The 21,132-nt window shown below is 43.1% G+C and carries 21 protein-coding genes; 6 read left to right on the top strand and 15 right to left on the bottom strand.

Annotated features, from left to right (window positions below):
• Position 1 precedes the first annotated feature (1 nt).
• The 8 genes from BLP33_RS02020 to BLP33_RS01985 form a co-directional block, all read right to left on the bottom strand.
• A complete protein-coding gene (locus tag BLP33_RS02020) occupies positions 2-3,460 on the bottom strand; it encodes a response regulator (RefSeq protein ID WP_090524375.1) in 3,459 nt (1,152 codons plus the stop codon).
• 88 nt (positions 3,461-3,548) lie between these two features.
• On the bottom strand, positions 3,549-3,983 hold the full coding sequence (locus BLP33_RS02015) for a hypothetical protein (RefSeq protein ID WP_090524373.1): 435 nt from the start codon (positions 3,981-3,983) through the stop codon (positions 3,549-3,551).
• 10 nt (positions 3,984-3,993) lie between these two features.
• Positions 3,994-4,326, bottom strand: coding sequence for a gliding motility protein GldC (gene gldC, locus BLP33_RS02010; protein WP_090524371.1), 333 nt, complete (start codon positions 4,324-4,326; stop codon positions 3,994-3,996).
• 8 nt (positions 4,327-4,334) lie between these two features.
• Entirely contained in the window at positions 4,335-4,601 is a 267-nt protein-coding gene (locus BLP33_RS02005; protein WP_090524369.1) for a hypothetical protein, read from the bottom strand.
• A 9-nt stretch (positions 4,602-4,610) separates the two neighbouring features.
• Positions 4,611-5,963, bottom strand: a complete 1,353-nt coding sequence (locus BLP33_RS02000; protein ID WP_090524367.1) for a DEAD/DEAH box helicase — start codon at positions 5,961-5,963, stop codon at positions 4,611-4,613.
• A 136-nt stretch (positions 5,964-6,099) separates the two neighbouring features.
• Entirely contained in the window at positions 6,100-6,603 is a 504-nt protein-coding gene (locus BLP33_RS01995; RefSeq protein ID WP_090524365.1) for a transposase, read from the bottom strand.
• A 5-nt stretch (positions 6,604-6,608) separates the two neighbouring features.
• A complete protein-coding gene (locus tag BLP33_RS01990) occupies positions 6,609-7,076 on the bottom strand; it encodes a MarR family winged helix-turn-helix transcriptional regulator (protein WP_090524363.1) in 468 nt (155 codons plus the stop codon).
• A gap of 243 nt (positions 7,077-7,319) precedes the next feature.
• On the bottom strand, positions 7,320-8,204 hold the full coding sequence (locus tag BLP33_RS01985; RefSeq protein WP_090524361.1) for an NmrA family NAD(P)-binding protein: 885 nt from the start codon (positions 8,202-8,204) through the stop codon (positions 7,320-7,322).
• An 80-nt stretch (positions 8,205-8,284) separates the two neighbouring features.
• Here BLP33_RS01985 and BLP33_RS01980 point away from each other — a divergent pair, with 80 nt between their 5' ends.
• Positions 8,285-8,731, top strand: a complete 447-nt coding sequence (locus BLP33_RS01980; protein ID WP_090524359.1) for a winged helix-turn-helix transcriptional regulator — start codon at positions 8,285-8,287, stop codon at positions 8,729-8,731.
• 65 nt (positions 8,732-8,796) lie between these two features.
• Positions 8,797-10,131, top strand: a complete 1,335-nt coding sequence (locus tag BLP33_RS01975) for a dihydroorotase (RefSeq protein ID WP_090524357.1) — start codon at positions 8,797-8,799, stop codon at positions 10,129-10,131.
• Positions 10,132-10,288: 157 nt separating this feature from the next.
• On the opposite strand, the gene BLP33_RS01970 is transcribed toward BLP33_RS01975, so the two are convergent.
• The 4 genes from BLP33_RS01970 to BLP33_RS01955 form a co-directional block, all read right to left on the bottom strand.
• Positions 10,289-10,747: a GyrI-like domain-containing protein gene (locus tag BLP33_RS01970; RefSeq protein ID WP_090524355.1), complete on the bottom strand. Its 459-nt coding sequence runs from the start codon at positions 10,745-10,747 to the stop codon at positions 10,289-10,291.
• A 94-nt stretch (positions 10,748-10,841) separates the two neighbouring features.
• Positions 10,842-11,264, bottom strand: a complete 423-nt coding sequence (locus tag BLP33_RS01965) for an SRPBCC family protein (RefSeq protein WP_090524353.1) — start codon at positions 11,262-11,264, stop codon at positions 10,842-10,844.
• Positions 11,252-11,707 (bottom strand): EVE domain-containing protein, encoded by a 456-nt coding sequence (locus BLP33_RS01960; RefSeq protein WP_090524351.1) that lies wholly within the window; start codon positions 11,705-11,707, stop codon positions 11,252-11,254. The genes BLP33_RS01965 and BLP33_RS01960 overlap by 13 nt, the downstream gene beginning before the upstream one ends.
• A gap of 122 nt (positions 11,708-11,829) precedes the next feature.
• On the bottom strand, positions 11,830-12,777 hold the full coding sequence (locus BLP33_RS01955) for a helix-turn-helix transcriptional regulator (protein WP_090524349.1): 948 nt from the start codon (positions 12,775-12,777) through the stop codon (positions 11,830-11,832).
• A 53-nt stretch (positions 12,778-12,830) separates the two neighbouring features.
• Here BLP33_RS01955 and BLP33_RS01950 point away from each other — a divergent pair, with 53 nt between their 5' ends.
• From BLP33_RS01950 to BLP33_RS01935, 4 genes are all read left to right on the top strand, one after another.
• Entirely contained in the window at positions 12,831-13,271 is a 441-nt protein-coding gene (locus BLP33_RS01950) for a putative signal transducing protein (RefSeq protein WP_090524347.1), read from the top strand.
• A 149-nt stretch (positions 13,272-13,420) separates the two neighbouring features.
• The gene (locus BLP33_RS01945; protein ID WP_090524345.1) at positions 13,421-14,431 is read left to right on the top strand and encodes a N(4)-(beta-N-acetylglucosaminyl)-L-asparaginase; all 1,011 of its coding nucleotides are present in this window, start codon (positions 13,421-13,423) and stop codon (positions 14,429-14,431) included.
• Positions 14,432-14,579: 148 nt separating this feature from the next.
• Positions 14,580-15,326, top strand: coding sequence for a copper homeostasis protein CutC (locus tag BLP33_RS01940; RefSeq protein WP_090524343.1), 747 nt, complete (start codon positions 14,580-14,582; stop codon positions 15,324-15,326).
• A gap of 71 nt (positions 15,327-15,397) precedes the next feature.
• Positions 15,398-16,195 (top strand): hypothetical protein, encoded by a 798-nt coding sequence (locus BLP33_RS01935; protein ID WP_090524341.1) that lies wholly within the window; start codon positions 15,398-15,400, stop codon positions 16,193-16,195.
• Between the two features lie 2 nt (positions 16,196-16,197).
• On the opposite strand, the gene BLP33_RS01930 is transcribed toward BLP33_RS01935, so the two are convergent.
• The 3 genes from BLP33_RS01930 to BLP33_RS01920 form a co-directional block, all read right to left on the bottom strand.
• Positions 16,198-19,041 (bottom strand): TolB family protein, encoded by a 2,844-nt coding sequence (locus BLP33_RS01930; RefSeq protein WP_090524339.1) that lies wholly within the window; start codon positions 19,039-19,041, stop codon positions 16,198-16,200.
• A 356-nt stretch (positions 19,042-19,397) separates the two neighbouring features.
• Positions 19,398-19,613: a hypothetical protein gene (locus tag BLP33_RS01925; RefSeq protein WP_090524337.1), complete on the bottom strand. Its 216-nt coding sequence runs from the start codon at positions 19,611-19,613 to the stop codon at positions 19,398-19,400.
• A gap of 82 nt (positions 19,614-19,695) precedes the next feature.
• Positions 19,696-20,961: a metallophosphoesterase gene (locus BLP33_RS01920; RefSeq protein ID WP_090524335.1), complete on the bottom strand. Its 1,266-nt coding sequence runs from the start codon at positions 20,959-20,961 to the stop codon at positions 19,696-19,698.
• Between the last annotated feature and the right edge of the window lie 171 nt (positions 20,962-21,132).

Below are 21,132 nucleotides of genomic sequence, written 5' to 3'. Positions count from 1 at the left end.
ACTAATTTTCAAGCCAAAGCTGCATCAGCGAAATCAGCCTGTCCATATCAACGGGCTTGGTGATATAATCATTGGCGCCGGCCGCTATACATTTTTCGCGGTCGTCTTTCATTGCTTTTGCAGTTAATGCTATTACGGGTAATTTAGCCCATTTGTTTTGCTTACGGATATGCCTGGTAGCTTCATAGCCATCCATTTTTGGCATCATGATGTCCATAAGCACTATATCAATATCCTTTATATCCTCAAGTTTAGCTATGGCTTCTTCACCGTCATTAGCTATCTCTACATTGAGGTCATAGCTTTGCAGGGCGCTGCTCAGCGCAAAAATGTTGCGCATATCGTCATCAACAATGAGCACTTTTTTGCCCTTAATAGCATCTTTGCCTTTAGTTAATGATTTAGGCTTTGCAGGAACTGCAGGTGACACCTGTTGTGGCTGTCCATTTGCCGTTTCGCTGATCTTGTTCAGGAACAGGTTAACCTCATCAATCAGCCTGTCGGATGATTTATTGGTTTTAACCACCATGGCGTTGGCATAGTGCATTAGTCTGTTAACCGATGTTTTATCAAGTTCCATTGCTGTATTTATGATAACAGGCAATGAAGCAAAGCGATCAACCTCTTTGATCTTATCCAGCAAATCCAACCCTGAAATATCAGGCAGGTTAAGGTCAAGGATCACACACTGGTACTCGTTTTCATGCAACAACCTGAATGCCGATTCGCCGTCAAAAGCCTGGTCGACGGTAATCCCCTGGCCCTGCATAAGGTCTTTCAAGGCCTGGCTTTGGGCCTTGTGATCTTCAACCAGCAGGATCTGTTTAAACCTGGTGCCGCTTTGTACCATGATATCGGCGAAAAGCTTATCCAGCGTTTCGGTATTGATAGGTTTTTTCATGAAGTTGATGGCACCTTCGCGACGTACACGGTTTGCGGCAGCATCCCCGGCCGACATCAGGTGGACCGGAATGTGCATCGTATCCTCATCATTTTTTAACTCCTTCAAAATCTGCCAGCCGTCTTTACCAGGCAGCATAATATCCAGGATCACGGCATCAGGTTTGGCTTCCTTCACAATTTCAACCGCCCGGGTACCCTCATACACCATGATTGATTTATAACCATGATCGCGGGCATAATCCTGCAATATGTTTGCAAAGTTTTTATCATCCTCAACAATTACAACCAAAGGCTCTTTACCGGGGTCGCGCGGGGCAGCTTTAACCGGGCTCAGGAACTCTGTTACAGGCTTAAAAGTTTCGGCAGTTGGCAAAGCCTCTTCAATTAAGGCGGCGGGTGTTAATTTAGCTTCAAAAGGCACAGTAAGTACAAATTCGCTGCCTATGCCCGGCTCACTGCTCAGGGTTATGCTGCCGCCCAAAAGGAAAGCAAGTTCGCGGCTTATAGATAAACCTAAACCGGTACCGCCATATTTACGGCTCGTTGAACCATCGGCCTGCTGAAATGCCTCAAATATTACTTTTTGCTTATCCGCAGGGATCCCGATCCCCGAATCTTTGATAGCAAAGCTGATGGTTTTATCTTTAATACCCGACTTTACAATAATGGCGATAGAACCATTTTCAGAAGTAAACTTAAACGCGTTGCTTAATAGGTTTTTGATCACCTGCTCTATACGTACCTTATCGGTAAATATGGTTTGCGGCAGTTGCCTGTCTATACTTGTTGTATAATTAATTTTTTTGTTGCTGGCTACTTCGGCAAACAGCATTTCCATATCGCCAACAATATCGCTTACCTTAATATCTTCATTTTGCATATCCAGCTTGCCCGATTCAATTTTTGAAAGGTCGAGGATATCATTGATCAAAGTAAGCAGGTCATTACCGGCGTTGAAGATAACGCTGGCATATTTGATCTGGTCTTCAGAAAGATTGGCAGGCTTGTTATCTTTAAGGATCCGCGCCAGTACCAGGATACTGTTAAGCGGTGTGCGCAGCTCATGGCTCATGTTGGCCAAAAACTCCGATTTGTATTTACCCGTGGTTTCCAGTTCTTCAACCTTAAGGTTAATAGCCTGGCGGGCCTGTTCAATGGCCTGGTTTTTTTCTTCAAGCAAACTGGCTTTTTCTTCCAGTTCGGCATTGGTGGTACGCAGTTCTTCCTGCTGTACCCGGAGCTCTTCTTCTGAGGCCTGCAGCTCTTCAGTTTTTTGAACAAGCTCCTCGTTGGTAACCCGCAACTCTTCCTGTTGTGCTTCCAGCTCTTCGGCCTGCTGCTGGGTTTCCTCGTACAGGTCGTTCATAATAGTACGTGCCTGCGATGTATTAATAGCTATACCTATATCATTAGCGATTGCTAAGATGTATTCCGATTTATTTTTCGAGATCCCTTCATTAAAAGCAACCTCCATTACGCCTTTTAGCTTTTTATCAAAAAAGAAAGGTATGATAAATGATTCGGCCAGTTCAGTTTTTAATACCGATGATGAAAGCTCAAGCTTATCGTTCAGTTTACCTTTTACAACCGCCGCTTTACCATCCTTAGCTACCTGACCAAGCCAGCCTTCGGTCATTTGTACCGATTTTTTAACAAAATCAGGATTATGGAAGGCGTATGAAGCATAAAGCTCAAGCCTGTTGTTTGCTTCGTTATACAGGTAAAATGTACCTGCCGCGGCATTGGTGTAAGTACAAACTTCAGACAGAATATTATTTGACAGTTCCTTTTCAACCTGTTGGCCCTGCATCTTCTCATTCAATTGGCCGGTACCTGTAAGCAGCCAGTTTTTAGCTTCGTTATCGGCAAGTACCTTACCAAGTTCAATATTGGCAACACGCACCTCCTCTTCTGTCTTCCTTTGCTGATCAAATGTTTTTTGAATGTAGAAGAACAACATCAGGATAATGAACAGGAAGATCAATGATCCGCATGCAATTACGATCTTAGCAAATGTAGATGCTTCCTGCGAGCTTTCCTCCCTGTTGGTAAGCAATCGCTCTTCAGTGTTGGTCATATGGTCAATAAGCATACGGACCTGATCCATATTCTCTTTGCCATTTAAAAACATGCCCCGTTGCACCATGTAGTCAAGCCCCTGGCTTCCGCGTGTTTCAACGTTTGTTTTGAGTATCAGCAATTGCTCCTTTACCAGTTTATTTATCGAATCAATACGTTTTATCTGCACAGGATTGTCCTTCACTAAATCCTTCAAAGTGGCAATGCCATCAGCTATTTTAGGCAAAGAGGCGTTATAGGGTTCAAGGAATGCCTTGTTATTGGTAGCACCATAGCCACGCATACCAGTTTCGGCATCTACCAGATCCTGCAATAAACTTGTTGATGTATGAATAACCTTCTGGGTATGATCAATTAAGACATTATCCTCCTCGAATTGGCGCAGGCTGTTATAAGACAAGATGCCTACCACAAAAACAAGAATGATTGATACTACAAAGCCAGCTAAAACCTGCTGGCGGAAGGAAAACTTTGACATTAGGTATCCGTATTAATCTGAACTACAAATATGTTTAAAAAAAGCTGTAAAGTAAACGCTACAGCTCTTTTTAAACACCCGGGGAGTATTAATTTGCAGCAGGATCTGCCGTAGTTGGCATAAAAGTTTTTGACTTACTACTTAACGCGCCAATTAAAGCCAAAACCGGGCCGGCAAACATCACGTACCAACCCCATTGAAATTTAAGCTGGCTGGTTAAAAATCTGTTAATACCTTTAAACGGAATAAAGCTAAATGCCGAATTAACCTTCATAATAGCGGCAACCAGCAGCAATACTACAAGAGCCACCGAAAGCCAGGCAGTCACACGCATAATTTTAGCCTGGTTAAGGAACGATACTATGATCCCGACAACAGCTACCAGTAAAAGCACCAGACCATAAGGTTGGTTAAGCTTATAAATATTCCAGCTGGTAACGTGAAATACCCGCAGCAATGGGCAATAGGTTGCAGCAAAAAGCAAGGCAAAACCTGCAAATGATAAAATTGAGCTAAGGCGCATATTTAGGTTGTTATTTTTGAGTAATCTCCATTTTATCGGCAAAGTGGGCGCAATAATCGCGCAGGTCTTCAACAATATTTTTCTCGCCGGTAGCGCGTAAAAAGCTATCGCCCATGGTTTGCAGGGTTTCATAAAAAAAGCGCTTCATTTCGTCAACCGGCATATCCTTTGTCCAAAGGTCAATACGCAGGGTATTTTTATAGCTTTGATCCCACAGGGCAAGCATCATTGATTTTACAGGCAACGCCTCCTTGTTGGTTGAGTCGGTCGATTCCCAAAGAATGTGCTCAGGAACATTATTATCATCAAGCGTAACGGTAAGCTTTATTTCAGCGGTTTTCATTTCAAAATTTATTTAACAAGTAAGAATATAATTATAACCAGAACGATGAAGAAGGTCTCCACCATCCATATTTTTTTGGTTTCGATAAAAAAGTTGCGGAACATGATATCAATCACAAAAACCACAAAGGCAAACAGCAAAAAGATCCAACCTATGGTACCACCCCAATGTTCAAGCGGGCGTCCGGCCATACCAGCTCCATAAATAAAAACATAGGCTGCTACCGCCACCAAAAACGCGGTAAAAAAGTTTAAAGGGGTAAATCTGAATTTCATTGATGGGGCTTAGTGTCTTTTTTTGCTTTTGGATGATCGGCCTGTACCCTGCCTTGCTGCTTTTGAACCGTATTTAGCTTTATCCTTATTGGCATCAAACTTTTTGCGCTGGTTAAGGGATTTCTTTTCGTGGAAAGCCCCTTTAAAATCGGGGTCTTCTTTGCGCTTTTGCATATCTATCTCCCGGGCCTGGTCCTGGCGTTCTTCATAAGGGGTTTCCTCAATAAACACATCGTCGGGAACATGCTCAACGGGAATGGTTTGCTTGATGAGTTTCTCAATCTTGCGGATATAATACTCTTCGGATGGTGTAGCAAAAGTAATGGCCTCGCCTGATTGTAATGCCCTGCCTGTGCGGCCAATCCTGTGTACATAATCCTCATACACCACCGGTACATCAAAATTAATGACATGGCTTACATCGCTCACATCAATACCACGCGATGCCACATCGGTAGCCACAAGGATCTTCACATCATCGTTTTTAAATGAATTGATGGAGTTGATCCTCGTATTTTGCCCTTTATTGGCGTGCAGCACTTTCACTTCTTCTTCGCCAAATTTACGGGTCAGAAATTTAAATACGTCTTCGGCCACCGCACGGGTTTTACAAAATACAATCAGCTTAGTAATATCGCCTTCATTATCAAGCAACCTTTTAAGCAGGTTGATTTTGGTTTTGATATTAGGCACATGGTATAAATGCTGGTTAACCGTTTGCGCGGGCGTTGCCTGCGGGGTAACCTCAATAACCGTAGGGAACTCCAGGAAGTTAGCCGACAATTGGTGCACCTTCTCGCTCATCGTAGCCGAAAAAAGCAGGTTTTGCCTTTTCACAGGTACCACTTCCAGGATGCGGTTTATCTGGGGCATAAAGCCCATATCCATCATTTTATCGGCTTCATCAAGTACCAGCACCTGTAGTGTTTTGGTTACGATATGCCCCGCAAGGTAAATATCCATGAAACGGCCCGGAGAAGCAACAATAATATCAACCCCTTTGTTGATCTGTTCAATTTGTGTTTTAGGGCCGATACCGCCATAAAGCACTACCACGCGTAAATCGGTATTGGCGGCGAAAATTTTCACGTTCTCCTCAATCTGCATGGCCAGTTCACGCGTCGGCGAAATGATCAACGCCCGGGCATGTTCGCCCTGTGCATATTTAAGCCTCATGATGATGGGCAATACGTAGGCCGCTGTTTTTCCGGTGCCGGTTTGCGCTATGCCCATCACATCCTGCCCGTTCAATATCGGTGGAATAGCTTTTTGCTGGATAGGCGTAGCTTCGGTATAACCGGCATCGGCTATCGCGTTCAAAATTTGCCGGTTAAATTTAAAATCTTCAAAGGTTACTGCCATGCCGCAAAGATAGGCTTTTTGTTGAAGTAGGAACAATTGCCCAAAACATGGCGGTGTCAGGAATTGAATAGAAGCAGGAAGTCAAGAGTCAGGAGACAAGACGGTTGGATAAGAGATAAAAGAAATTAATATGATTTTATTGGCGCATACTAAATAGTTTAATGCACAGTGGGATAAGTCCGCAGGAGATGGCAATGAAAATGGCAACCCTTATATAGTTGAGTGTTTGCCAAAGTGAAGTTCGGTTTATCAGATCTATTGACGGAGCCTGTTCTCCGACCATTTTTTGAAAGTTTATAATATTGGGAGCAAAGAATGCCAATGTCCATACCCTGACAGCGATGTGAACTGCAAACAAAATTAAAAGCCAGTTCTTTACAGGGTCAATTTTCCAACAAAAAATAAGCGCAAGGATAAATGTGATTTCGTGAAGGGAGTGGAACCCTATCCAAAAATTTTTAAGACTTACACCTTTTCCATCCAAGAGGAGTTTAAAATTGTCTGGTGGTGAAACCGTCCATTTGGGAACAAAAACCAAGGTTTCAAATATCTGCGCTCCGTTCATCAAAAAGTAGATAAGGGTACTGACGCAAAGCCATATTTCGGCTCTTGCCAGATAGTTTGAAGTTATATTTTCCATTGTTATTATTTGTTATTTAACTTATCTGCTATTGTTTTCATTATCGCTGTTGCCCCTGTAAAATAGCGTTCAATAGTTTGGATTTCGCCGGTTGAGAACGTTGAAATGAGCTCGATAGTTTGCTGCTGCAGTTCATCAAAGAGCGGTGTTAAAAGCTTCATACTGTTTTCAACGTTAGGAACAATGATTACTTTCCTTCTGTCGTCTTTGGTAAATTGTCTTTTCAGAAGCTTCTTTTTCTCCAGGCGGTCAACCAACCCGGTTACCGCGCCGGTAGTTAACCCGGTTAGCTTTGAGATTTCACCCGCTGTTATGGATTTATGCTGTAGTATCAGTCCTAAGTACTTGTGATCTGTACCGGAAAGCCCTGCTTTTCGGGCTATCGCTTCGTGCATGAGAACAGAGGCATCGGAGTATTGCCTGCTGGCAGCCTTGAATTGTAACAGTAAATCAGCCTCATTATTTTCTCTCATTATCTAAATATCTTAGATACAAAGATATTTATTTATATTTCAATTACGCAAACTATTGTTTAGTTAATTTCTCGCTTTTGAAGCACTTGATCTCCTTAAAATGCAGGTTCCTAACATGGCAAATCGAATTACACGGATTCCAATCAGGTTAAATTGAAATTCATGTAATTCGATTTGAAGGCGTCCGGCTTAAAACTTCGTATGTAAAATTTTAGTCGAACAAATTAAGTATGATTAAAAGAATTAGCCGTTATATACCGCAGCAAACTCCCTGGCAAAATCCTGCAAACTCACCTTACCGGACGATACAGGCTTATGCTTATCATAATCCTCCCAGATCTTTCCGCTTTTTACCGCAGTGCCCATTTCAACAAAATTGCGGGTCATTTCAAGTGGAACACCTGCCTGAGATAAGCCTTCTGCAAGCTGTTCATCAGTAAACTCAATCCATGGCAAGTTAGGATTACCTATAGCCTCACCTAAAACCGCTGCAACCCCGCCGGATGTTGACTCATCGCTTACAATGTAGCGTATGCTTTTACCTGCAAAATCTTTTTGCAACTCTTCAGCAACTGCTGCCGCAATATCTTTAGGGTGTACCATGATCAGCCTTGTATTTGCGGGATAATTTGACCCAAGGATCCCCTGGTGCTTGATAAGCGGGATGTTACTGAAAAAATTGATATAGAAGAACGGTGCACGGATAAACTTAACGGCCACACCATCTAATCCGTTCAAAATCCCCTCAACATCATGGATGCCTTTTATAGGGCCTACACCGTTATCCAAATGCGCCCCGATGCTGCTTAACGCAACTACTTTTTTTATACCCGACCGTTTAATGGCTTCGGCATAGCTTTTACCGGTTTCGTTTTGGTATGCCCTTAAGCTTTCTGCACCAAAGTTTGGCGGCACCATGGCGTAAAGCGCGTCGGCTCCGGTAAATGTTTCGGTCAAAAAATCGGCATCTGTTAGCGAGCCAATTGCAGCTTTAGCCCCTAATGATTCTATCTCTGCTATCTTATCGGCGTTACTGCTGATTACGGTTACGTTATGCCCTGCGGCTGTTAAAGTTTGTGTTAAAGGTTTGCTTATATTGCCTGTTGAACCTGTTACTATAATTTTCATAATGTTTTTGTTTTTATTGAAAGCAAAGGTATTTTTGTACTTACTTTTTTACAAGTACTTACCCTAAAGTATGTATCACCATGACAGCAATAAAAGAAAGCTCAACCATACAGGAAAACAAACAAGCCGCATTTAAAGAATGCCCGGTAACTTATGTTATGGAACGCATAGGCGGGTACTGGAAACCGATCATTTTGTTTCACCTTTTAGCCGGAAGCAAGCGTTACAGCGAGCTAAAAAAATCTATTCCCACCATTACCGAAAAAATGCTGATCCAGCACCTGAAACAACTGGAAGCTGATGGTATCATCATAAGGGAATCAAAACCTGTTGTGCCCCCGTACGTAACCTACCGGCTCAGCGAATCGGGCATGGAATTGCGGCCGGTAATGTACGCAATGGCAACATGGGCCGTGAAGGATAGTGAGGCAAATGGTACTGCTATTTATAAAAGTTTGGGACAATTCCCGATAGAGCAGGAAATAGCCGCCGCTATTGAAACTTACGAAATTTCAAAAACTTCGTAAGTTTGACCTGTTATAAGCATCATAAATAAATTCGAAATCGAAATTCCCAAATCCGAAATCAACACATGTCTACAATTCTGATAAAAGCAGCCACCATAGTTAACGAGCATAAACAATACGTTGCCGATGTATTGATCAAAGATGGTTTGATAGATCGTATCGATCCGGTAATTGACGCGCAAGCCGATGAAATCATCAACGCAGAAGGCCTGCATTTGCTGCCCGGCTGCATCGACGACCAGGTACACTTCCGCGAGCCGGGCTTAACTTATAAGGCCGATATTTATTCAGAATCGAGGGCTGCTGTTGCAGGCGGCATCACTTCATTTATGGAGATGCCCAACACTGTTCCCAACACTTTAACGCAGGAACTTTTGGAGGATAAATACCAGATTGCGTCGCGCAATTCGCTGGCTAATTATTCATTTTTTATGGGCGCTTCTAACAACAATTTAGATGAGGTTTTGCGCACCGATATCAGTAAGGTTTGTGGTATCAAAGTGTTCATGGGATCCTCTACCGGGAACATGCTCGTTGATGACCCGCACACGCTCGAAAAACTGTTTGCACAATCACCAATGTTGATTGCAACTCACTGCGAAGATGAGGCTACAATCAAGAGCAATCTTGCTCATTACAAACAGCTGCTTGGCGAAAATATTCCGGTGCGGATGCATCCAAAAATCAGGAGCGCAGAGGCCTGCTATTTGTCGTCATCAATGGCGGTTGAGCTGGCAAAAAAACACAACACCCGCTTGCATATTTTGCACATTTCTACCGAGCGTGAAACACATCTTTTTGACAAGACAATTCCATTAAAAGATAAACGAATTACCGCCGAAGCCTGCATCCATCACCTGTGGTTTACCGATGCGGATTATGAAACAAAAGGCAACTATATTAAGTGGAACCCGGCGGTAAAAACAGAGGCAGATCGTGATGGTATTTTACGTGCTGTACTCGACGGAAGGATTGACGTTATTGCCACCGATCATGCCCCGCATACCATTGAAGAAAAAGAGCAGCCTTACCTGCAGGCACCATCCGGCGGACCGTTGGTTCAGCATGCTTTGCCCGCTATGCTTGAGCTATATCATCATGGCAAAATAAGCCTCGAGCAAATTGCAGAAAAAATGGCGCATAACGTAGCTACCCTTTTTCAAATAGAAAAACGTGGCTTCATCCGCGAAGGTTACTGGGCCGACCTTGTACTTGTAGATTTAAACAAACCCTGGAACGTAAATAAAAGTAATATCCTGTATAAATGTAACTGGAGCCCGTTTGAAGGTAATACCTTCCGATCTCAAGTGGCTTATACTTTGATATCGGGAAATCTGGCTTACAATAATGGAAGTATTATTGAAGGTAAAGCCGGTAAGCGATTGACTTTTAACAGGTAATCCAAATCACAATTGCATGATTACAGAATTTTCTGGAGTCTAAACGCTATATTTTTTTTAACTAAAAAGTCATGCAGAATTTATTTCGGCACCTCACAAGCAAGATTCCACGCGGCTCTTCTGATGGGGTGCTGAAACAAGTTCAGCATGACGATAGTTAGTTATTCACTCCCACAAAAACCTCCACCTCGGCATTATCAGCATTTTGTGACCTTTCTCCATAAACATCAAAATCAGCCATATATCTTCTGTCAATATCGCTTGTCCAGATCTGGTGCCAGGTTTCGCCTACCGCCTGCGGCAGTGTACCCTTAGCCACGTATCGTTTATAACTTCCGGGAGGCACAGTAATACAGATCAGCCCTTCAGGGATATTGTCTTTAGTAGCTACCTTACAACCCAGTACTGCAGTATAAAAGCCATCCTTATCGCTTTCATAATCAGTGTAAACACAATAAATATCATCGCTGACACGGTTCACCACCTGCTGTAAAACATGCTCGCTCATAAACCAGTTCCAGAGCCCGGCAATGTCCTTCATCGCCTGGCCACCCTGATTGGTGGTGCGCACCGAAATGCCGACCAAAAAAAAGCCTTTTATTGTTACTTTATCCATACCTGGAGCTATTACTATTTGTTATATTGATATATAATTAATTTTTATACAGTTAATTATAATGATTATATAAATTATTAGTTTATAATTATTATTATTCAACCAACTTCTTCAGTCCCTCAAAAATCCCTTTCCAATTTTGCTCTGAATGCGTTTTGGCTTCCTCATTTTTTACATTATCCTGGGTAATGGTAAGCTCGGTTTCGCCATTATTCTCGGTTAGGTTATAGGTAATATTAGCATAGTTTTCGGGCTTGTCTTCGGTACCGCTCATGCTGCTCCAGTAATTATATTTTACAAATATACCGGGATCAATGTCCAGTATAGTTCCATGGTCTTCATACTTTTTACCATCCCACTCCCCGCTGAATTTTATGGGCTCCCCTACCCTCCAGCTCGATTCAAGATCGGTACCAAAAAAATATTTTTTTACCATAGCAGGATCAGTCAGGCCTTGCCAAACTTTAGCCATCGGGGCTTTAAATTTTACCTGCACATTTACTGTTAATTTTTCCATAACGTAGCTTTATTTAATAGTGGTTGTTTTGCAGTGATCATTTGTTCCTTTATCTTCTTAAAATCTGCGCCGGGAACTTCAAAAAATCCAAACCTGAAGTTGTAACCCCACGCTTTTTTGTTGGTGATAAAATCGAGTTCGTCAATCATCGGGGCTATCGGAACTTCGGCACATTCGTAGTAATTTACATTGCGGCGGTATGGGATAAAATCAATAGCCATTTGCTTCTGATAAATATCCTCGTCACGCACCTGGCCAATGGCTGTAAAAGCCTGCAAAGGCTCATTGCCGTTCATCTTTTGTTTAGGCGAATACACCGCCACCCAGTCGCCAACCTCCATACGTTTAAGCGGCGCCAGTTTACCATGATTGGCCTGAATAAATCCCCCGGAAATGCCGCGGCCAATGTGATCTTTTGATACTACTATTATCCAATGTTTCATAAGTGTATGGTTTAAATTACCCGCAAAAACACGACCAATAAAAGCCCTGCCCCTGCCATTATGAAACAAAGTAACAACGCACTGGTGACAGCCTTATGTCAGCAGGAAAAAAAGAAAAGAAATTAATTTATTTTTTGGGCGATGGTCGCTGTGATCTCCCGTACACGTTGCAGCAGTGTATCTGGTTTAATGATTTCAGCGCGGTCGCCAAAGGTCATATACCATCGGGCAAAACCTTCTAATGAAATGGTCAAAAAAGTCATCTCAATTTTGTTGCCCACGGTTTTCTCAGATACAAAACCGCCATAGTATTTTTGATGGTCAAGATAGCTGTGAATCTCCTTGTCAACTTTGATCACCACCTGTTCAAGCTGCTTTTCGCTGGCCATCTTATCAATGTAATCCTTTAGCGTAGGGTGCTTGCTGTTGATATAACTTTTATCTGTTACCATCAGCTTTTTAATGCGGTCTATCCTAAAGTCGCGGTAATCACTGCGCAAGCGGCAGTAAGCTATCAGGTGCCAAAAACTATCCAGGAAAAAAACGCCCACGGGCTCAACTTCCCGTTTGGTATTTTCCTGCGAGTGGGCGGCGAAGTAGTCAATGCTCATGATCTTCTTACAAATGATACAATCAAGTATGGTTTGGATATGATCAACATTACCGGCCCGCTTTTGGCTATGGCTTTTCAGTACTTCAATACTACCATCAAGGTTTTCCAAAGCATCCTTTTCTGATGATTTAAGAATGGCCCGCACCTTATACATGGCCGATTGGTACTGCGCCATTGTTGAGGTATCTGTAAGCTTTTCAACAAACTTTTCGGCAGTTAAAAAAGCGGTGGCTTCCTCGCGGGTAAACATTACCGGGGGCAGTCGGTAACCATCCATAATGGAGTAGCCAACGCCGGCCTCGCCTATGAGCGGGATGCCCGCCTCCTCAAGCGTTTTAATATCGCGGTAAACCGTACGCAGGCTAATGTTGAACCTATCGGCAATATCACCCGCCTTTACCACCCTGCGTGATTGTAGTTGGATCAAAATGGCTGATATTCGGTCGATGCGGTTCATGGCGTCCAAATTAAATAAAAAACAATTTACCTTTGATTAATATTTATCTACATATGGCCGTTCAACCCGAAGAAAAGATCATAACATTTGAAACTTATTATGATGTGATGCTTGCACATATCATCCGCACCAAACTGGAGGGTTATGGCATTCCCTGTTTTATTGCTGATGAAAATACCATAGGTTCAAACCCGCTTTACAACCAGGCTGTAGGCGGTATTAAACTAAAAATATTTGAGCGCGACCTGGAGCGTTGCCGTGAAATCTTAGCTGCCGAAGGTGACCTGCACGACCAGGACCATATTGAAATTGACGACGAAACGCTTAATGCGGTGATTTGCCCTTACTGCGGCTCAACCAATGTACGCTACGGTTCTGCAACCGAAAAAAGGGTTCATTGGCTCACCGCCATCATCTCATTTTTATTGATGATATTCCCGTTTTATAGCCGTAAAGCCTGGCATTGTTTTAATTGCCAGCGGGATTTTGAATAGCTTTTTTCAAAGTCGAAAGTCTTAAGTCGCGGGTCAAAAACCTTCATTTTTATAACCTGACAGGGTCTTAACTTAAAACTCAAGAGTTACGACTTCAGACTGAAGACTTAGAACTTACGACTTAAAACTGTTTTTCATATATTAGCGGTATGTACAACCGCCGTAAGTTCATTAAATTATCTGCTGCAGGTGCTTCATTTGCAGCGCTTTCTAAATCTGCCATCGCAAAAACTGTCATATCAAAGCCCGAAGGCGGTTATCCTATCGTAATTTCAACCTGGGATTTTGGCATTATAGCCAACAAAGGAGCCTGGAAAGTATTATCAGCCGGGGGCCGTGCGCTCGACGCCATTGAAGCCGGCGCCCGCATTCCCGAAGCCGAAGATATTACCAACCATACCGTTGGTCGCACCGGCCTGCCCGATCGTGACGGACATGTAACCCTCGACTCATGTATCATGGACGAGTTTGGCAACTGTGGCTCGGTAGCTGCCATGGAGAATATAGCCCATCCTATTTCGGTAGCCCGTTTGGTGATGGAGAAAACCCCTCACGTAATGCTGGTTGGCGAAGGTGCTACCCAGTTTGCCGTTGAGCAGGGCATGAAAAAAGAAAAACTGCTAACCCCCGAAACAGAAAAGATCTGGAAGGAATGGCTTAAAAAAGCCCAGTACAGCCCCGTAATGAATATCGAAAACGGCGGCAAACCGGGCAATAAATATAACCATGATACTATTGGTATGCTGGCTATTGACGCCAAAGGCAATATCTCGGGCGGATGCACTACCAGCGGTATGGCCTTCAAACTGCATGGCCGTGTTGGCGACAGTCCTATTATAGGCGCGGGCCTTTATGTAGATAATGAAGTTGGCGGTGCTACATCAACCGGTGTTGGCGAAGAGGTGATCCGCAATGTGGGCAGCTTCTTGGTGGTTGAATTAATGCGCCAGGGTTTATCGCCCGAGGATGCCTGTAAGGAAGCCGTAAACCGCATTATCAAAAAGAAGCCGGAAATAGCAAAAAAGATCCAGGTTGGCTTTTTAGCTATCAATAAAAAGGGTGAATATGGCGCATATGCCATACAAAGCGGTTTTTCATACGCTGTTTGCAATGCGCAGCAGCAGGATCTGTTAATACCTGGCAAGAGTTATTATAAATAATTTAGGCCATGGACCATAGTCGATAGTCCATGGCTTAATATTGCAGAATATAGTTAACTTAACAGTAGTAGTCTATGAACTATCGACTATAGACTATGAACAAAAAAGGCTATGGACTATCGACCATGGACTATGGACTTAAAAAAACATGCAAGTATCGCTCGAAGTTTGTGCTAATTCGGTTACATCGGCCCTGGCGGCCCAGGAGGGCGGCGCTGTGCGTGTTGAACTTTGCGAAAATTTGAAGGATGGCGGCACCACCCCATCTCACGGTACGATATTAATGGCCCGCAGCCTGCTCCATATCAAGCTGTATGTGCTCATCCGCCCGCGCGGCGGCGATTTTTTGTACAATGATATGGAGTACAAGCTCATGATGGCCGATATCAGGTATTGCATTGACGCCGGATGCGATGGCATTGTGATAGGCATACTCCGGGAAGACGGCACCATAGATATAGAACGCTGTACCGAAATGGTGCGCCTTGCCCGGCAATGGGGCCTGGGCGTAACGTTCCACCGGGCCTTCGACATGTGTGCCGATCAGCATAAAGCCCTTGAAGAAATTATAGAAATGGGCTGCGAGCGGATCCTGACCTCGGGTGGTAAAAGCACGGCTATTGAAGGCGCCAGTAACTTAAACCGACTTATTGAGCAGGCGGCAGGCCGTATCAGTATCATGCCCGGGAGCGGCGTAAGTGAAGTTAACGTAGCCGACCTGATCCATTTTACCGGCGCTACCGAAGTACACTCATCGGCAAGGATAAAAATTGCCAGTAAAATGAAATTTCATAACGATCATATTCTCATGAGCAACGAAGCCGGCGATGAATACAGCATTGATGTTACCGGCGTTGACCGGGTTAGGGAATTGATCAGGCTGGCGAATAGTTAGAGAAAAGATTCAAGATACAAGATATCAGGACATAAAACTGATATCTTGTAAATTCCGTTAAGCAACATTAAATGAAGATCGCAAAAAAGATATTGTTCATTTTACTTTTGCTAACCACTTGTGACGGTTACTGCCAAAATCTGGATAGAACATTCTATCTCAAATTTGAAGCATTGGCGAACCAGGAAAAATCTGCCAACCGACTTTATCAGCGTGCTGATAGCATCAAGAAAACCCGCGAACCTGTTAATAGCGACGTAAAACTTGTATATGACAGAGACGTTGATTTCGGGTATACTCACCGTTTAATAAATATAACACTTAACGGTACTTATGACTATCATATAAATTTATTGGTGCATGATGACACTATTTGTTTAAGTTCGGTTCTATACGGCCAGGGGACATCAATACGCTATAATGATTACGATAGAAAATCCAACATACTCAGAAATCACCCTAAAATAGATACTTTAAAGGCTATGCAGTATCTAAAATTAAGAAATGCATTTTATGACTCTGCAAAAACTATCGACGACCTAAAAAAAGAATTAAACGAGCATGAAATGTTCGGATTATACTGCGGTGATGGCGCATATGAAACCGACGAAGCAAAGTTAATAGATAGCCTTGCAAAGCACAAACAGGTTACTAAATTACGTGCAATGCTTGTTAATATATGTAGTGAAACGCAAGCTTATGGTATTTATGGGTATATGCGATTAAAAAAATATGGCTTTAAAATCTCAAATAAAGATCAGCGAATTTTCGATTACCTTATTAACCGAAAAACTTTTCTATATGAATGTCATGGTGATATAGCCGGTGTGTTTCCAAGAGATGGTTACATCAGAAACAAAGCTTATTAACGTCAAAAAAATGTAACCGGCAAAACCAGCTCTATCCTGTTTCTCCCTACTCCGCCAAAAAAATCTTCGTCCAGCAGCCTGCTATACCTGACACCGAATGTGATACTGTTTTGATTAAAGAACTTGGTATCGAAATACAAGGTACCGCCCACTGACCTGAAGTTTTGTTTAAAGCTGCTGCCATCGGTAAAAAAGTTTGATGCGCTGGCATGGGTATAATCAAAAAACAATGCAGTACGTAAGCGTAACAGGTAAAACAGGTTACCGAAACCTGCATCAGGATACGCTATTGGCATATGATAGGTTAAGCCAATCTTATTCATATTATCCAGGTTTTCGGCGGTATAACCTTTGGAGAAAGGGAAATCATTAGAGAAACTGATTACATTATCTTTTCCTTTTTGCTGGCGCGCCAGGCTGATGACAAAGTTGTGGTTCACAAACAAGCCAGGGAAGTAAAACGACCCGGTTGTTAACAGTTGTGTTGCTCCTGAGCCCGAAACTGCCGATTTATAATTGACGCCTATGCTTTGCGCAAACCGGGGATAAATATTTTTCTGTGCCTGTTGCGTTTGATTGCTAAAACTGATATAGTTATTCAGATAACTGTACGATCTATCTGCAAAACTGCTTTTGTAGGCTTGTTGAAAGTTGATGCTGTTAAAATACAGGTCGCTGCCAAGGGTAATACTGGTTAAACGCTTGCCTTCACTAAAATTCAGGGGGACCCGCAAGCCACTATGTACAGCAGTCTCGTTCCAGTAAACGTATTGGCCTTTATAAAAGCTCCGCCTGTCGAGTGTATAATCGGCCCCGGCCGAAATATAGGGGAATAAGGCCCCATAAATGGCATCGAAACCAAACTGCTTGTAGCCTTCGTTAGTATTATAATCAAAAGACAACTCGGACTGAAAAGTATTCAACACGTTCTCGCCTGTGATAGCGAATGAATAATTAGGGTCGCTGATGTTGGGGATGATACTGTGAAAATTAAACAATCCATGCGCTTTGGAATAGTTGGTAACCTGCAAAGGCTTATTAGTTATTTCGGCAACTAAATTGGCAGCCGAATCTTTTTTGAGCGCGGTGATCCCCAGGTCGGGCAGGTAGCGTGCATAATCCCCCCCGGCGGCTATCCATTTTAAATCTTTTTTGTTAGCCTGGCTAATCCGGTAACCATCAGCTGTAAAACCTACCCAGGCCAGTTTATTGTCGCTTACAGCAGGTTGATAATAACCTATGCCACTGTCGTTACCGGTAGGCAGCATCTCATAAACACTTTTATCGTTAAGCATCATTACAAACAGGCGGTCGTTTTTACCATCGGTTTGGGTAAAATAAAGCGTATCCTTTTTCAGGGCGATAAAACCTATCGGGCGATAACTCAGTGGCGTTAAATAATCCGTTTTACCGGTAGCAATCTCGGTAAGCGCTATCCCCATTTTCCCATCCTTATTGCGCGCTGCCGACAGCAGTTTGCCATCGCCATAAAACTTAGGGTAAGTATAAAACAGCCCCCGGGGATTTGGAATTTCCTGTTGCAGTTTCCCTGCAGTATCCAAAATATGTAGCCGGCTTGCACCTGATGGATCAACCCGTACAGCAACAATACTTTGGCCATCGGCACTAAAAGCAGGCGAAAAGTATTTTGCTTTTGAGGTGATCCGGTGTTCCTGGCCTGTTTTTGCATCAAGCAGCATCAATTCACTATAATTACGGTAGCCCCAGCGTAAATCCGGCCGATAGGATGTATAAATTATTTTACCGTTGTGATAATCAAAATAACTATCCAATGAATAGGAACGGGTGCTGATTTTCACTTCTTTACTACCGTTTTTAATGACAAAGGCGGGCAAGTGATCGTAAGTATTTTTGGCATAGATGAGCGTACTATCATTCACAAAAGCCGGGTATTGCCGGTTGGCGTCAAAATGTGTCCTTCGTTCTGCAACCGGTTGGGTGTTATCTTCGGCAAATTGCTGTTTGAAATAAGCAAACCCGTTATTTGAAAAGGTTTTGAAACTTTCGCCGGTGTATTTTTTAACAGCCCATTGAAAAGGATAAAAGCCACCGCGATAGGCCGCGGCGTCATGTGTTACGTTTTTCCATAGTTCGCTGCCATATTTTTCGCGACCGTAGGCTACCATCATATAGCCGAGCGGGTAATGATCGGGCACATAATCGCGGTACGAGCCATTTCGGAGCTTCATATAGCTGTAGTTTTTATCCGCCGCCCACAGCGCCCGGTAACTGGTAAAAAAATAAGGCAACCGGCCCCTGCCCTGTTCGCTCACCAGGGTTTCGTTAAAAACAGCGTCGCCCTCAAAAAACCAGTTGGGTACAGCCAGGTCGTTACCCAGCGCCTGTCCGCCCTCACCAAAAATTATACGGAGTAAATGCGACAGGCCTACATTAAAATTATTGTACTGCTGCACATGCCTGTACTCGTGAATAGCCAGTTGCTGCGGCCATGGCAGGCTGCCTATATCAAAGCTATTTTGTTCGGGAGTTAAAAAAAACTCGCTCCTGAAGGGGGCCAATCCTACATAACCGTTGGCTACAGTAGTTTGATTTTGCAACACAATACTGATTTGTTTTTGCTTAAAGCCGATCGTTGGCCGGATCAGGCCGTTCATTTGCTGTACAATATTGGCAACCCTTAACCCCGCCGAATCCAAGCCGGCCGGGAATATCACCCGGGCTGGCGGTGTGTTTACCTGTTTCCATTTTATAGATGGCGGATTACCGCCAAACACCTGCGCTTTTGATGATAATGTAGCAGAAAGTAACAGCGCCGGAAGTATTAATTTTTGAAGCGTTTTGTAACCGGTAAACAGATGATTCATTGAGGGTGAAAGTAAGTACAAATTGTAATTTAAACAACAAGCCACTTACTGAACGCTTATGAATTTGAACTGGTATAAAACAAAAAACACCCATCAAACTGACGGGTGTCAAGACAAGGTTAAAGTTAAGGTTTAGGTTTTAAATATTATATCAATTATTATTGAAGGCAATATTAGCAACCCGTGATAGGTAATGGCAGTTCTTGTTTTGCAGGATTTAATCAACGCTTAAATCTCGCCATTTAAAAACGGTCCCGCAACCCGTGAAAACACGGTATTTTATTCCGTTTAATAACGGTAGATAACCAGTACTGGATTACAAAAAAGCCCGATATGAATATACCGGGCTTACTATTTCATATTTTGATGATCTTACCGCCTTTTTGCCCGGAAGGTTTAGGCGAATCAGGTTTGGGAATATGTTTTATAATGTAGATAAGCGTATGGGCTATTGCGCTTATAGCTTTCACACCAAAATGTACAAAAGGCTTCATCACTTGCCAGGCATTGCTATGCTGATGCTGTACCTGCGGACCGTTTTTGCCTATCCTTTTTATATCGTTGGTTGCCATAATCTTAGTTTTAATGCTTCATATAAAAAGCATAAAAACCTTGCCACAAATCAAGCCTCCAATTCCAGCGCCTATTATTTGTTTACACTACCTTTTTCTTCATCTCAATAACTGTAACCTCCGGCCAAATACCTAACCTTCCCGAAAATGCCAGGAAACCAAAACCACGGTTTACGTACAGATACCGGTTCTTTTCATTAGCGAGGCCAGCCCAGTCAACATAGCGGTATTTTACCGGGCTCCACCTAAAGCCGGGGATCTCAACCCCAAACTGTGCGCCATGGGTATGGCCCGATAAGGTAAGATGGATGGTTGTTAGGTTATAACGAACCTGTTCTTCCCAATGGGTAGGATCATGCGAAAGCAGTATTTTAAAGGCATCCGGAGGTACGCCCTGAAGCGCCTTATTCAAATCGCCTACCTGAATGAAACCTCTGCCCCAGTTTTGGACCCCGATGAGGGAGATCTTTTGTCCGCCTTTTTCAATGGTTACATTTTCATCCAGCAGCAAACGGTAGCCTAAAGCTTTGTGATGTTGTTTAAGCTTATCGAGGTTGGCTGCTTTTTCCTGCAGGCTATCCCAATGGATATAATCACCGTAATCGTGGTTACCTAAAATGGAAAACTGTCCGTAAGGCGCTTTGATCTGCCCAAACCTGTCAATATAAGGCTCAATTTCCGATGCTGCATTATTCACCAGGTCGCCGGTAAAAACAAACAGGTCGCTTTTTTGCGCTTTAGCCAGGTCGATACCGCGTTGCATAGCCTCGGTATTATCAAAGCTTCCCGAATGGATGTCAGAAAGCTGGGTGATGGTAAAGCCATCGAAGGCATCGGGCAAATCATCAAAATAAAGGGTGGTTTTATGCAGTTTATAATCGTATTTACCCTTAAGCATGGCATAAAAAAACGAAGTAAAAGGCACAGCAGCTGCCAGTACCGCTATTTCACTGATGAACTTACGCCGGCCGGGAAAAGCCGGCTGTCCGGCAACCCCGCCCGAACCACTGATCAAATTGAATACACCTACGAAAAACCGCCCGAGATCGCCAAGGGATAATACGATTATGAAAACCAATTTGGTAATAAAAAACGTCAGGAACAGGCTTAGCATCCACTCATGAAACGGGCGCATGCCGCTTGCTGTGCTAAAAGCGCCAAAGCCAAATAAAAATAAAGCAGTTACGCCTACAGATATGATCAGATACCCCCATAAAACAACATTGCGCCATAGGTTTGATGGCCAGTCGGCAGTTAAGGTTTTAAGGCCGGAATGGATGTACCAATCAAACAACAAACTAATCAACGCAATAATTGCGAATACCTTCAAAAAACCACTACTGTGCATATAAATCCATATAAGACTGCAATTTAAAAAAGTAAAGGTAATTAGAGGGTAAAATTGCAGATGCAGGCCAGGTTCAACGATTTTTAGAAAGACAGGAACTTACTTCATGCAAAAATAGAGACCAATAACTAATAGTAGTTGGATACAAATTGCCGCGAAAAGTCGTTTAAA

Origin of the sequence: Mucilaginibacter sp. NFR10, from assembly GCF_900100445.1 — a bacterium.
GTDB classification, from domain to species: Bacteria; Bacteroidota; Bacteroidia; order Sphingobacteriales; family Sphingobacteriaceae; genus Mucilaginibacter; species Mucilaginibacter rubeus.
The sequence above is the reverse complement of the archived record's forward strand: the minus strand, read 5'-3'. Positions and strand labels throughout refer to the sequence as shown.

Coding starts and splice junctions, on each gene's coding strand:
- BLP33_RS01935 (WP_090524341.1), top strand. CDS start 15,398: ATGAAGATCGCAAAAAAGATATTGTTCATTTTACTTTTGCTAACCACT.
- BLP33_RS01940 (WP_090524343.1), top strand. CDS start 14,580: ATGCAAGTATCGCTCGAAGTTTGTGCTAATTCGGTTACATCGGCCCTG.
- BLP33_RS01930 (WP_090524339.1), bottom strand. CDS start 19,041: ATGAATCATCTGTTTACCGGTTACAAAACGCTTCAAAAATTAATACTT.
- BLP33_RS02000 (WP_090524367.1), bottom strand. CDS start 5,963: ATGGCAGTAACCTTTGAAGATTTTAAATTTAACCGGCAAATTTTGAAC.
- BLP33_RS01990 (WP_090524363.1), bottom strand. CDS start 7,076: ATGAGAGAAAATAATGAGGCTGATTTACTGTTACAATTCAAGGCTGCC.
- BLP33_RS02020 (WP_090524375.1), bottom strand. CDS start 3,460: ATGTCAAAGTTTTCCTTCCGCCAGCAGGTTTTAGCTGGCTTTGTAGTA.
- BLP33_RS01950 (WP_090524347.1), top strand. CDS start 12,831: ATGGCCGTTCAACCCGAAGAAAAGATCATAACATTTGAAACTTATTAT.
- BLP33_RS02005 (WP_090524369.1), bottom strand. CDS start 4,601: ATGAAATTCAGATTTACCCCTTTAAACTTTTTTACCGCGTTTTTGGTG.
- BLP33_RS01945 (WP_090524345.1), top strand. CDS start 13,421: ATGTACAACCGCCGTAAGTTCATTAAATTATCTGCTGCAGGTGCTTCA.
- BLP33_RS02015 (WP_090524373.1), bottom strand. CDS start 3,983: ATGCGCCTTAGCTCAATTTTATCATTTGCAGGTTTTGCCTTGCTTTTT.
- BLP33_RS01955 (WP_090524349.1), bottom strand. CDS start 12,777: ATGAACCGCATCGACCGAATATCAGCCATTTTGATCCAACTACAATCA.
- BLP33_RS01920 (WP_090524335.1), bottom strand. CDS start 20,961: ATGCACAGTAGTGGTTTTTTGAAGGTATTCGCAATTATTGCGTTGATT.
- BLP33_RS01980 (WP_090524359.1), top strand. CDS start 8,285: ATGACAGCAATAAAAGAAAGCTCAACCATACAGGAAAACAAACAAGCC.
- BLP33_RS01965 (WP_090524353.1), bottom strand. CDS start 11,264: ATGGAAAAATTAACAGTAAATGTGCAGGTAAAATTTAAAGCCCCGATG.
- BLP33_RS01925 (WP_090524337.1), bottom strand. CDS start 19,613: ATGGCAACCAACGATATAAAAAGGATAGGCAAAAACGGTCCGCAGGTA.
- BLP33_RS01970 (WP_090524355.1), bottom strand. CDS start 10,747: ATGGATAAAGTAACAATAAAAGGCTTTTTTTTGGTCGGCATTTCGGTG.
- BLP33_RS01975 (WP_090524357.1), top strand. CDS start 8,797: ATGTCTACAATTCTGATAAAAGCAGCCACCATAGTTAACGAGCATAAA.
- BLP33_RS01960 (WP_090524351.1), bottom strand. CDS start 11,707: ATGAAACATTGGATAATAGTAGTATCAAAAGATCACATTGGCCGCGGC.
- BLP33_RS01995 (WP_090524365.1), bottom strand. CDS start 6,603: ATGGAAAATATAACTTCAAACTATCTGGCAAGAGCCGAAATATGGCTT.
- BLP33_RS01985 (WP_090524361.1), bottom strand. CDS start 8,204: ATGAAAATTATAGTAACAGGTTCAACAGGCAATATAAGCAAACCTTTA.
- gldC (WP_090524371.1), bottom strand. CDS start 4,326: ATGAAAACCGCTGAAATAAAGCTTACCGTTACGCTTGATGATAATAAT.